Origin of the sequence: Paraburkholderia ginsengisoli NBRC 100965, assembly GCF_000739735.1 — a bacterium.
In the GTDB taxonomy this organism is placed as follows: Bacteria; Pseudomonadota; Gammaproteobacteria; order Burkholderiales; family Burkholderiaceae; genus Paraburkholderia; species Paraburkholderia ginsengisoli.
Genome location: NZ_BBJF01000018.1, coordinates 146,942 through 159,529, shown reverse-complemented (window position 1 = coordinate 159,529; position 12,588 = coordinate 146,942). Strand labels below are relative to the sequence as shown.

The window sequence follows — 12,588 nt, the reverse complement described above, 5'->3', positions numbered from 1 at the left end:
CTTGATAGATCGGTTTGCTATGCAAGAAACAACCGGTACACCGGGTTCCGCGTCTCTTCCCAGTTCGGATAGCCGAGCGTCGCGAGAAAACGTTCGAACGCGTCGTTCTCGCTCGCGGGCACCTGGATGCCGACCAGGATCGAACTGTAGTCCGCGCCCTGGTTGCGATAGTGGAACAGGCTGATGTTCCAGTTCGGCGCCATCGACGACAAAAACTTCATCAACGCACCCGGCCGCTCCGGAAACTCGAAGCGGAACAAACGTTCGTCATGCGCGAGCGGCGAGCGCCCGCCGACCATGTAGCGGATGTGCTGCTTCGAGAGTTCGTCGAAAGTGAGGTCGACAGTCGCGAAGCCGTGCGCTTCGAACGCGCCCGCGATCTGCGCCGACTCGCTGCGATTCCTGATCTGCACGCCGACAAAGATATGCGCCGAATTCGCGTCCGCGATCCGGTAATTGAACTCGGTGACGCTGCGCGTGCCGACCAGTTCGCAGAAGCGCCGGAAGCTGCCACGCTCTTCGGGGATCGTCACCGCGAACACCGCTTCGCGTGCTTCACCGACTTCGGCCCGCTCGGCAACGAAGCGCATGCGGTCGAAGTTCATGTTCGCGCCCGATGTGATCGCGATCAGCGTCTGGTTCTCGATGCCTTCGCGTTCGGCATACTGCTTCGCGCCGGCTACCGCGAGCGAGCCCGCCGGTTCGAGCACGCTGCGTGTGTCCTGGAACACGTCCTTGATCGCGGCGCACAGCGCATCGGTATTCACGAGCAGCACGTCGTCGAGATATTCGCTGCACAAGCGGAAGGTTTCTTCACCGACCAGCTTCACTGCGGTGCCGTCCGAGAACAGACCCACTTCATTCAGCGTGACGCGCTCGCCCGCTTTGAGCGACGCGGCCATCGCGCACGAGTCGTCGGTCTGCACGCCGATCACCTTGATCTCCGGCCGCACGGACTTCACGTACGCGGCCACGCCGGCCGCGAGTCCACCGCCGCCGATCGGCACGAAGATCGCGTGAATCGGGCCCTGATGCTGACTGAGAATCTCCATCGCGACGGTGCCCTGGCCGGCGATCACGTACGGGTCGTCGAACGGGTGCACGAAGGTCAGCCCGCGCTCTTCCTGCAACTTGACGGCGTGGCCGTAAGCGTCGCTATACGACTCGCCGAACTGCACGACCTCGACCGTCGGGCCACCGTGCGCGCGCACTGCATCGACCTTCACCTGCGGAGTCGTGACCGGCACGACGATGATCGCCTTCACGCCCATCCGTGCCGCCGACAACGCGACACCCTGCGCGTGATTGCCCGCCGACGCGGTAATCACCCCGCGCTCCAGCGCCTCCGCCGGAATATGCGCCATCTTGTTGTACGCGCCGCGCAGCTTGAACGAGAACACCGGCTGGTTGTCCTCGCGCTTCAGATACACCGGATTGCGCAGCCGTGCCGACAGATTCGGCGCGCGCTCCAGTTCGGTCTCACGGGCCACGTCGTAGACGCGCGCGGTCAGGGTTTTTTTCAGGTAGTCGTGGGAAGCCATGCGGGTGGCGCGGTGCGCTTTGTGAGACGGGAAAGGATCAATGATAGCCTCAATGATCTGGGGCAGGCCCTTCCTATTGCTCCGGGCGAGCAGTGTCGTAAGCGTGGTCCGAGCGTGTCGACACGCAGTCAGGCAGACCCGCCCGACCGACCGGTCGGCAAATTCGCCGTATGCCCGCAGCAGGACGCTTCGGCGTGAACACGCCCGAAGCCCCGCCGCTGCTCCGATTGCAGCCGTCAACGCGTAGCGGAATCATGCGGTAGAATTCCGTTTTGGAATAAGGATCGGAAGATGCACTGGCAGCCTCGGATCGCCCACCTGATGCCCGTCCCGCGCGAATCCTGTCCCGCGGCGGAGCGTCACGTCCGCCACGCACGATCGTGTAGTTATATCTGAGCGCCGCGAAGCGACCGATGTGGGTAAGCCGTCGGTCGGGCTTCGCTTCCCCTTAAGAAAAGATTTCCAGGCATTGCGCCCCACGCGCACCGTCAGCCGACGCCTCCCGAAGAGCGCGTCAGGTTGATCTACCGAGTCGTCCGAACATGAACGCACCTCAAGTTTTCGATCCGCACGGGGCCGCCGCTGCGGTGGCCGCCGATCCCGAAGCGCGCCTGCGCGAAATTCCCTATAACTACACGTCGTTTTCCGACCGCGAAATCGTCATCCGTCTGCTCGGCGACGACGCCTGGGCGGTGCTCGCCGAACTGCGCGCGGAACGCCGCACCGGTCGCTCGGCACGGATGCTGTACGAGGTGCTTGGCGATATCTGGGTCGTGCGCCGCAATCCGTATCTGCAGGACGACCTGCTCGACAATCCGAAGCGCCGCGCGCTGTTGATCGAAGCGCTGCATCACCGTCTGTCGGAGATCGAGAAGCGCCGCCGCGCCGATCTGGTCGAACATGGCGATGATGCGGGCGTCGATCGCGCCGCTCGCGTCGAGACGCTGGTCCAGGCCGCGCGCCGCGCGGTCGACGATTTCGCGAGCGAATTCCAGAAGACCTATGATCTGCGCCGTCGCGCGACCAAGGTGCTGGGCAAGGTCACCGAAAAGGACAACATCAAGTTCGACGGTTTGTCCCGCGTGTCGCACGTGACCGACGCGACCGACTGGCGCGTCGAATACCCGTTCGTCGTGCTCACGCCGGATACCGAAGCCGAGATCGCCGGCATGATCAAGGCGTGTTTCGAACTCGGGCTCACCGTGATTCCGCGGGGCGGCGGCACGGGTTATACGGGCGGCGCGGTGCCGCTCACGCCGTTCTCGGCCGTCATCAATACCGAGAAGCTCGAACAGCTCGGTGCGGTCGAGATGACCCAACTGCCGGGCCTCGATCGCAAGGTCGCGACGATTTTCTCCGGCGCGGGCGTAGTCACCCGTCGCGTGACCGAAGCGGCCGAGCAGGCCGGCTTCGTGTTCGCGGTCGATCCGACCTCGCTGGATGCTTCTTGCGTCGGCGGCAACGTCGCGATGAACGCGGGCGGCAAGAAGGCAGTGTTGTGGGGCACGGCGCTCGACAACCTCGCGTGGTGGCGCATGGTCGACCCGGAAGGGAACTGGCTCGAAGTCACGCGCCTCGACCACAACATGGGCAAGATTCACGACATCGAAGTCGCGCGTTTCGAACTCAAGTGGTTCGACGGCAACTACGCGCCGGGCGAAAAGCTGCTGCGCACCGAAGCGCTCGACATCAAGGGCCGCGTGTTCCGCAAGGAAGGCTTGGGTAAGGACGTTACCGACAAATTCCTCGCCGGTCTGCCGGGCGTGCAGAAGGAAGGCTGCGACGGGCTGATCACGTCCGCGCGCTGGGTGCTGCACAAGATGCCCGCGCACACGCGCACCGTCTGCCTCGAATTCTTCGGCCAGGCGCGCGAGGCGATTCCGAGCATCGTCGAAATCAAGGACTATCTGTTCGAGACGTCGCGCCAGGGCGGCGCGATTCTCGCGGGCCTCGAACATCTGGACGAGCGCTATCTTCGCGCGGTCGGCTACGCGACCAAGAGCAAGCGCAACGCGTTTCCGAAGATGGTGCTGATCGGCGATATCGTCGGCGACGACGCGGACGCTGTCGCGCAAGCGACCTCGGAAGTCGTGCGGATGGCCAACGGCAAGAGCGGCGAAGGCTTCGTCGCGGTCAACGCCGAGGCGCGCAAACGCTTCTGGCTCGATCGCAGCCGCACCGCCGCGATCGCGAAGCACACCAACGCGTTCAAGATCAACGAAGACGTGGTGATCCCGCTTGACCGCATGGGCGAGTACACCGACGGCATCGAGCGCATCAACATCGAACTGTCGATCAAGAACAAGCTGCAACTGGTCGACGCGCTCGAAGCTTTCTTCAAGGGCGGCAAGCTGCCGCTCGGCAAGAGCGACGACGCGAACGAAATCCCCAGCGCCGAGCTGCTCGAAGACCGCGTGCAACAGGCGCTCGATCTGCTCGTGCGCGTACGCACGCGCTGGGAATTCCTGCGCGACAAGCTCGACCTGTCGGTGCGCGAGGCACAGCACTATCTGGTCGGCCTCGGCTACGAAGGTCTGGCGGAAAAATTCGCGGATCGCGCCGACGCGCAGCCGGACGCGACCGTGTTTCACATCACGCAGGACCGCACGATCCGTGTGTCGTGGAAGCAGGAAATCCGCGCCGAGTTGCGGCAGATTTTCAACGGCGGCGAGTTCAAGCCGATCCTCGACGAAGCCCAGGCGATCCACAAGCAGGTGCTGCGCGGGCGCGTGTTCGTCGCGCTGCACATGCACGCGGGCGACGGCAACGTGCACACGAACCTGCCGGTCAACTCCGACAACTACGAGATGCTGCAGGACGCGCACACCGCTGTGGCGCGCATCATGAAGCTCGCGCGCTCGCTCGACGGCGTGATTTCCGGCGAGCACGGCATCGGCATCACCAAGCTCGAATTCCTGACCGACGAAGAGATCGGCGAATTCCGTGCGTACAAGCAGCGCGTCGATCCGCATGGCCGCTTCAACGCGGGCAAGCTGCTCGACGGCGCGGACCTGCGCAACGCGTACACGCCGAGCTTCGGCCTGATGGGCTATGAATCGCTGATCATGCAGCAGTCCGACATCGGCGCGATTTCCGAGTCGATCAAGGACTGCCTGCGCTGCGGCAAGTGCAAGCCGGTGTGCGCGACCCACGTGCCGCGCGCCAACCTGTTGTACAGCCCCCGCAATAAGATTCTCGCCACCTCGCTGCTGGTCGAGGCGTTCCTGTACGAAGAGCAGACGCGCCGCGGCGTGTCGATCAAGCACTGGGACGAGTTCAACGATGTCGCCGATCACTGCACCGTCTGTCACAAGTGCGTGACGCCGTGCCCGGTGAAGATCGACTTCGGCGACGTCACGATGAACATGCGCAACCTGCTGCGCAAGATGGGCAAAAAGAAATTCAACCCGGGCAACGCGGCGGGCATGTTCTTCCTGAACGCGACCAACCCGCAGACCATCAACCTCGCGCGCACCGCGATGATGGGCGTCGGCTACAAGGCACAGCGCCTCGGCAACGAAGTGCTGAAGAAGTTCACGAAGAAGCAGACGGCGCATCCGCCGGCGACAGTCGGCAAGCCGCCGGTCACGCAGCAGGTGATCCACTTCATGAACAAGAAGATGCCGGGCAACCTGCCGAAGAAAACCGCACGCGCGTTGCTCGACATCGAGGACAACAAGATCGTCCCGATCATCCGTAACCCGAAGACGACCACCGCCGACACGGAAGCGGTGTTCTACTTCCCGGGCTGCGGCTCCGAGCGGTTGTTCTCGCAGGTGGGGCTTGCCACGCAAGCGATGCTGTGGGAAGCGGGCGTGCAAACCGTGCTGCCGCCGGGCTATCTGTGCTGCGGCTATCCGCAGCGCGGCTCGGGTCAATACGACAAGGCCGAGCAGATCGTCACGGATAACCGCGTGCTGTTCCACCGCGTCGCCAATACGCTGAACTACCTCGATATCAAGACCGTGGTCGTGTCGTGCGGCACGTGTTACGACCAGCTCGCCGGCTACGAATTCGAGAAGATTTTCCCGGGCTGCCGGATCATCGACATCCACGAGTTCCTGCTGGAGAAGGGCATCAAGCTCGAAGGCGTCAACGGCGTGCGCTACATGTATCACGACCCGTGCCACTCGCCGATCAAGACGATGGACCCGGTCAAGCTGGTCAATCAACTGATGGGTTCGGAGAAGGACGGCTACCAGATCGAGAAGAACGATCGTTGCTGCGGCGAATCCGGCACGCTCGCGGTTACGCGTCCTGACATTTCGACACAGGTCCGCTTCCGCAAGGAAGAGGAGATGCGCAAGGGCGCGGCCAAGCTGCGCGGCATTCCTCTTGTGGCCGAAGCCGGCGCGAACGCGATCAATCCGGCCAACGCATCGGCCGGGTCGGCGGGTGCGCCGAACGGCTCCGTGCTCAAGGCCGGCGACGGTCCGCAGCCGAACGGCGCCACCGACGTGAAGATCCTGACGAGCTGCCCGTCCTGCCTGCAAGGGCTGTCGCGTTACAACGAAGATGCGGGCACCGAGGCGGACTACATCGTCGTCGAGATGGCGCGCCACGTGCTGGGCGAAGACTGGATGGCGGATTACGTCCAGCGGGCGAACAATGGCGGAATCGAGCGCGTGCTGGTTTAATGGCACGACTGACGATTTTTGCCTGAGGACGACGATGGACTGCGTTTTTTGCCGTGAAGATGGCGGCGATGTGCTGTGGCACGACGACACGCTGCGTGTCGTCCTCGCCGACGAACACGATTACCCGGGCTTTTGCCGGGTCATCTGGAACAACCACGTGGCCGAGTTTTCCGATCTCGCCGAGAGCGAGCGCGATCGCGTGATGCAGGCCGTGTATGCGGTCGAGCGCGCAATGCGGCGCGTGATGCAACCGGTCAAGGTCAATCTGGCGAGCCTCGGCAACCAGGTGCCGCACGTGCATTGGCACGTAATTCCGCGTTTTTCGAACGACGCTCATTTTCCGTTGCCCATCTGGGCGCCGCGCCAGCGCACAGTGTCCGAAGCGATGCTGTCGTCGCGCCGCGCGCAGGCCACCTTGCTGCGCGAAGCCGTGCGGCAGGAAATCGAACAAGCTCTGAGCTGAGGCCACTATGAGCGGACTGACCCCCGAGACCCCGGTGCCGACCGGTGTGGTCGTGCATTCAAAATCGCGTGTGCTCGAATTGCAGTACGCGAACGGCGAATCGTATCGCCTGCCGTTCGAACTGCTGCGGGTGTATTCGCCGTCGGCGGAAGTGCAAGGCCACGGCCCCGGCCAGGAAACACTGCAGACCGGCAAGCGCGAGGTCACGATCACGATGATCGAAGGCGTCGGCAACTATGCGGTGCAGCCGACTTTCTCCGATGGCCACGCCACCGGCATCTATTCGTGGGACCTGCTATACGACATGGCCCTCCGCCAGGATGAACTCTGGCGCGACTACCTCGCCAAACTGCAAGCGGCCGGCGTCGACCGCGATACGCCGATGGTGCCAGCCGGCGCTGCGCACGGCCACTGTCACTGATACGATTCGCCCCGATCGCCGCACCGATGCGGCGCAACATTTCAGAATACGCGAAAGGACGAGCGCGATGAGCAAAACCCACTTCGGCTTTCAATCGGTCGACGAACAGGAAAAAGCGCAGAAGGTGGCGGGCGTATTCCACTCGGTTGCCGCTAACTACGACTTGATGAACGACCTGATGTCTGGCGGGTTGCACCGGGCGTGGAAGATGTTCACGATCGCCCAGGCGAACGTCCGGCCGGGCTACAAGGTGCTCGACATTGCGGGCGGCACCGGCGATCTATCCAAGGCTTTCGCGAAACAGGCCGGCCAGACCGGCGAAGTCTGGCACACCGACATCAACGAATCGATGCTGCGCGTGGGCCGTGACCGGTTGCTGGACAAGGGCGTCATCACCCCGGCGCTGCTCTGCGACGCCGAGAAAATTCCGTTTCCGGACAACTACTTCGACGTAGTCACCGTGGCATTCGGCTTGCGCAACATGACGCATAAGGATGTCGCGCTGGCGGAGATGCGCCGCGTGCTGAAGCCGGCGGGGCGTCTGCTCGTGCTGGAATTTTCGAAGGTGTGGGATCCGCTCAAGAAGGTCTACGACGTCTATTCTTTTAAAGTGCTGCCTTGGCTCGGCGAGCGCTTTGCGAAAGATGCCGAGAGCTACCAGTACCTCGCGGAATCGATCCGGATGCATCCGGACCAGGAAACTTTAAAAACAATGATGGAACAAGCGGGTCTCGACGGCGTCAAATATTACAATTTGTCAGCTGGCGTGGTAGCTTTACACGTGGGGACCAAATACTAGGGTCCCTAACCCATCGATTTTTAAAGGAAAGTACGAAAATGTCCGATTCAGGTGTGTTATCTCTCCGTAAGGTTAAGCGGTCGCTGGTGAGAAGAATCGGACTGATCGCGATGGTCGGTCTGATCATGGCCGGCTCCCTCGCTTCGCTCGATGCGGAAGCTCGCCGCATGGGCGGTGGCCGCAGTTTCGGCCGTCAGTCGAACACCGTTCAACAGCAACATCAGGCGACGCCGTCGCAACCTTCCCAAAGCAATCAGGCGATGCAGCAGCAACGCGCGCAACCGACGCCGACGCCGACGCCGCCTGCCGCGCCTAACCGCAATCGCTGGCTCGGACCAATCGCGGGCCTCGCCGCCGGTCTCGGCATCGCTGCGTTGCTGTCGCATTTCGGTATGGGTGAAGCGTTTGCCGGCATGATGGCCAACGTGATCATCATCGCGGTGATCGCGATGGTCGTGATCTGGCTGATCCGCCGCTTCATGGGCCGCAAGCGCGATACGGCGCAACCGGCGTACGCTGGCGCGTCGCCGTCGCTGAACACGGGCGGCACCGGCTATACGCAGGAGCCGCGCTATACCGCGCCGCCGTCGGGCTCGTACCTCGAACCGCAGGGCAACCCGCTGACCACGCCGGCCATCAACGCCGCGCCGGCGGTGCCGGCCGGCTTCGATTCGGAAGCGTTCCTGCGTAACGCGAAGGTGTATTTCGTGCGTTTGCAAGCCGCGTGGGACGTCGGCAACATCGACGACATCCGCGAATTCACCACGCCGGAAATGTTCGCCGAAGTGCGCGTGGATCTGGCTTCGCGCGGGTCCGAGACTAACCAGACGGACGTCGTGCAACTGAACGCCGAACTGCTGGGCGTCGAAGAGCGTGCAAGCGAATACTTCGCGAGCGTGCGCTTCTCCGGCTTGATCCGCGAGGCGCCGGGTGCGGCCGCCGAGCCGTTCGTCGAAGTCTGGAACCTGTCGAAAGCGAACCGCGACGGCGAAGGCTGGTTGCTGGCCGGCATCCAGCAAGTCACGCAACACTAAGCTGCGAGCAGGACAGAGCCGTGCGGTGTGGCTCCTCCTGATTTTGCTCATAACGTTGGCCGTTCGGCATAGCAGGCCGCGAAGCGAACGGACGTTACAATAGGAACCCGCGCGAGCACCTCGTTCGCGCGGGTTTTTTCTTGCCCACTTTCGATGACCCTCGCCGCCAAGCCCTTCGCTGCTGCTGTCAATCATCTGCTCGCCCGTGAATCGTGGGCTCGTGAGCGCCTCGTCCCCTACGCGGGCAAGACTGCACGCCTTTCGTGTCCGCCGGTCGTGTTGACGTTGCTAGTGCAACCGGACGGTTATCTGGCCGCGGTCGGCGAAACCGAAACGCATCAGTTCGACGTGACCGTCTCGGTGCCGTCCGACGCGCTGCCGGCCTTTGTGCAAGGCGGCCAGGCCGCCGTCATGAAGCACGTGAAAATCGAAGGCGACGCCGAGTTCGCCACCGTGATCGCGAAACTCGCCGAGCATTTGCGCTGGGAGCCGGAGGAAGATCTGGCGAAGCTGATCGGCGACGGTCCGGCGTGGCGGGTTGCGTCGGTAGTGCGCACGGTCGGTGAGCATGTGCAGCGCACCGGTCGCAACCTGCTCGACACGGCCGCCGAATATCTGCTCGACGAGAACCCGCAGCTGGTGCGCCGCACCGCGCTCGAAGACTTCAACGTCGAACTCGCCCGCGCGCGTGACGCGTTGGCGCGCGTGGAAAAACGCATCGAGCGTCTTGAACAGAAGGTCGAAGCCCGCGGCGCGAATGCGCCGGGCGGCGCCGCCACGTTGCGCGGCACGCGCTAGTCACCGGGCACAACTATGCGTTTTCTGCGCTTCCTCAAGATTTTTTTCACGGTCATCCGTTTCGGCCTCGATGAAATGATGCTGAGCCGCGTCAACGACCGGCGCGTGCGTCTGCTGCTGCGTATCACCACGATCGGCCGCAAGTTCGACGCGCCGCCGGGCGTGCGTCTGCGGCTCGCGCTCGAGAGCCTCGGGCCGATCTTCGTCAAGTTCGGCCAGGTGTTGTCGACCCGGCGCGATCTGCTACCGGTGGACATCGCCAACGAACTGGCGAAGCTCCAGGATCAGGTGCCGCCGTTCGATTCGGCGGTCGCGATCGGGCTGGTGGAGAAGTCGCTCGGCGCGCCGGTCGACGTACTTTTCGACGATTTCGAACGGGTGCCGGTGGCGAGCGCGTCGATCGCGCAGGTGCACTTCGCGAAGGTGAAGGCCGGCCAGCACGCGGGCAAGGCAGTCGCGGTGAAGGTGCTACGCCCGAACATGCTGCCGGTGATCGACTCCGACCTCGCGCTACTGCGCGACATCGCCGTGTGGGCCGAGCGCCTGTGGGCCGACGGCAAGCGCCTGAAGCCGCGCGAAGTGGTCGCCGAATTCGACAAATACCTGCACGACGAACTCGACCTGATGCGCGAGGCGGCCAACGGCAGCCAGTTGCGGCGCAACTTCGTCGGACTCGATCTGCTGCTGGTGCCGGAGATGTACTGGGAGTTCTGCACGCCCACGGTGCTGGTGATGGAGCGCATGGTCGGCGTGCCGATCAGCCAGGTCGAAACGCTGCGCGCGGCCGGCGTCGACATTCCGAAGCTGGCGCGCGAAGGCGTCGAGATTTTCTTCACCCAGGTGTTCCGCGACGGTTTCTTCCACGCCGACATGCACCCGGGCAACATTCAGGTGAGCCTCGATCCAGCGCACTTCGGCCGCTATATCGCGCTGGACTTCGGGATCATCGGCGCGCTGTCGGACTTCGACAAGAACTATCTCGCGCAGAACTTCCTCGCGTTCTTCAAGCGCGATTACCATCGCGTCGCCACGCTGCATCTGGAGTCGGGCTGGGTGCCGCCGACCACTCGCGTCGAGGAACTCGAAAGCGCGATCCGCGCAGTGTGCGAGCCGTATTTCGACCGCGCGCTGAAAGACATTTCGCTCGGCCAGGTGCTGATGCGCCTGTTCTCGACCTCGCGCCGTTTCAATGTCGAAATCCAGCCGCAACTGGTGCTGCTGCAAAAAACCATGCTGAACGTGGAAGGGCTGGGTCGCTCGCTCGATCCGGAGCTGGACCTGTGGAAGACCGCGAAGCCTTATCTCGAACGCTGGATGAACGAGCAGATCGGCGTGCGCGGCTGGTACGAGCGCCTGAAGATCGAGGCGCCGCAGTGGAGCAAGACGCTGCCGCAGCTGCCGCGCCTGATTCATCGCGTGCTTGCCGAGCGGCATGACAACACGCGCGGCGCGAACGACGAGATGATTCGCCAGATCCTGCTCGAGCAGAAACGCACCAACCGGCTGCTGCAAGGGCTGTTGTTGTTCGGCGTCGCGATCGGGGTCGGCGCGGTGCTGGCGCGCGCGTTTCTGGCGCTGGCCTACGGCGGTTGATTGCGACCATCCGCGCGACTTCCGCAACCCCTGCGAGGCATCTGATGAGCGACCCGACCCAACCCACCACGCCCGATTTCACGACACGCGACCCCAACTCACCGGCGTTCTGGGACGAGCGCTTCGAGCGCGGCTTCATGCCGTGGGATCAGGCGGGCGTGCCGTCCGCGTTCCGCGCGTTCGCCGAGCGGCATCGCGGCGCAGCGGTGCTGATTCCGGGGTGCGGCAGCGCGTACGAGGCCGTCTGGCTCGCCGGGCAGGGCAACCCGGTCCGCGCGATCGATTTCTCGTCGGCCGCCGTCGCGGCGGCGCACGAGCAACTCGGCGCGCAACACGCGCACTTGGTGGAGCAGGCGGATTTCTTCACCTATGAGCCGCCTTTCACGCCCGCATGGATTTACGAGCGCGCGTTCCTCTGCGCATTGCCGCCGGCACGTCGCACCGACTATGCGCGCCGGATGGCCGAACTGCTGCCCGGCGGCGCGCTGCTCGCGGGCTTCTATTTCATCGGCGCGACGCCCAAGGGGCCGCCGTTCGGTATCGAGCGAGCCGAACTCGACGCGCTGCTCACGCCATACTTCGAGCTGATCGAAGACGAAGCCGTGAACGATTCGATCGCCGTGTTCGCCGGACGCGAGCGCTGGCTCAGCTGGCGCCGCCGCATGTGACAGCGCGCGCCGCCGCACACTTGATTCGACCGCGTGCCGCCCCCATTTACCGCAACGGCGGTCGCGTCGAGCATCGGTTCCCGAAAACCACGGGGCGGATATCGTTTGCGGCTATAATTCAAGGCTTTGCAAGCGTTTACAAGATTTCAGTAGGGAAAAGTTCATGCCGATCTACGCTTATCGTTGCGAGTCATGCGGCTTCGGGAAGGACGTGCTTCAGAAGATGAGCGACCCCCAGTTGACGCAGTGTCCCGAATGCGGGAAAGACACCTTTCGCAAGCAGGTCACTGCCGCCGGTTTCCAGTTGAAGGGCTCCGGCTGGTACGTGACCGATTTCCGCGGCGGCAATGGCGGCACCAGTGCGCCGGCCAAGCCCGACGCGAACGGCGCGTCGAATGGCGCGAGCGAGAACGCCGCGGCCGCCGGTAACGGCGCCGCCAATTCCGATGCGGGTTCGGCCAGCGGTACGGCCGCAGCCGGTTCATCGAGCGCAGCCGCTACGCCGGCCGCGCCTGCTGCCGCACCGGCCGCCTCGGCTAACTCGAGCGGTCCCGGCAGCGCCTAGTGGACTGCCGCCCTCACGGGCGGCGCACACGCCGCGCGTTGAGCCTCGGCTCGCGCGGCTTTCTGGCGG

Annotated in this window: 10 protein-coding genes; 9 read left to right on the top strand and 1 reads right to left on the bottom strand. The window is 63.9% G+C overall.

Features of this window, described 5'->3' with window-relative positions; translation table 11 throughout:
* Window positions 1-17 precede the first annotated feature (17 nt).
* The gene (gene ilvA, locus BGI01S_RS23375) at window positions 18-1,583 is read right to left on the bottom strand and encodes a threonine ammonia-lyase, biosynthetic (protein WP_409372099.1); all 1,566 of its coding nucleotides are present in this window, start codon (window positions 1,581-1,583) and stop codon (window positions 18-20) included.
* Window positions 1,584-2,083: 500 nt separating this feature from the next.
* On the opposite strand from ilvA, the gene BGI01S_RS23370 reads away from it, so the two are divergent.
* From BGI01S_RS23370 to BGI01S_RS23330, 9 genes are all read left to right on the top strand, one after another.
* A complete protein-coding gene (locus BGI01S_RS23370; RefSeq protein ID WP_042328456.1) occupies window positions 2,084-6,178 on the top strand; it encodes a DUF3683 domain-containing protein in 4,095 nt (1,364 codons plus the stop codon).
* A gap of 34 nt (window positions 6,179-6,212) precedes the next feature.
* Window positions 6,213-6,641, top strand: coding sequence for an HIT family protein (locus tag BGI01S_RS23365; protein ID WP_042328455.1), 429 nt, complete (start codon window positions 6,213-6,215; stop codon window positions 6,639-6,641).
* Window positions 6,642-6,648: 7 nt separating this feature from the next.
* Window positions 6,649-7,062 carry a gamma-butyrobetaine hydroxylase family protein gene (locus BGI01S_RS23360; RefSeq protein WP_042328454.1) on the top strand — a complete coding sequence of 138 codons (414 nt, stop codon included), beginning with the start codon at window positions 6,649-6,651 and terminating at the stop codon, window positions 7,060-7,062.
* Window positions 7,063-7,129: 67 nt separating this feature from the next.
* Window positions 7,130-7,861: a bifunctional demethylmenaquinone methyltransferase/2-methoxy-6-polyprenyl-1,4-benzoquinol methylase UbiE gene (ubiE, locus tag BGI01S_RS23355; RefSeq protein WP_042328453.1), complete on the top strand. Its 732-nt coding sequence runs from the start codon at window positions 7,130-7,132 to the stop codon at window positions 7,859-7,861.
* 38 nt (window positions 7,862-7,899) lie between these two features.
* A complete protein-coding gene (locus BGI01S_RS23350; RefSeq protein WP_042328452.1) occupies window positions 7,900-8,895 on the top strand; it encodes a Tim44 domain-containing protein in 996 nt (331 codons plus the stop codon).
* 153 nt (window positions 8,896-9,048) lie between these two features.
* Window positions 9,049-9,693, top strand: coding sequence for a ubiquinone biosynthesis accessory factor UbiJ (locus BGI01S_RS23345; protein ID WP_042328451.1), 645 nt, complete (start codon window positions 9,049-9,051; stop codon window positions 9,691-9,693).
* Between the two features lie 15 nt (window positions 9,694-9,708).
* Window positions 9,709-11,286 carry a ubiquinone biosynthesis regulatory protein kinase UbiB gene (gene ubiB, locus BGI01S_RS23340; RefSeq protein ID WP_042328450.1) on the top strand — a complete coding sequence of 526 codons (1,578 nt, stop codon included), beginning with the start codon at window positions 9,709-9,711 and terminating at the stop codon, window positions 11,284-11,286.
* Between the two features lie 44 nt (window positions 11,287-11,330).
* Window positions 11,331-11,954, top strand: coding sequence for a class I SAM-dependent methyltransferase (locus tag BGI01S_RS23335; RefSeq protein ID WP_042328449.1), 624 nt, complete (start codon window positions 11,331-11,333; stop codon window positions 11,952-11,954).
* Window positions 11,955-12,117: 163 nt separating this feature from the next.
* The gene (locus tag BGI01S_RS23330) at window positions 12,118-12,519 is read left to right on the top strand and encodes an FmdB family zinc ribbon protein (RefSeq protein WP_042328448.1); all 402 of its coding nucleotides are present in this window, start codon (window positions 12,118-12,120) and stop codon (window positions 12,517-12,519) included.
* Window positions 12,520-12,588 lie beyond the last annotated feature (69 nt).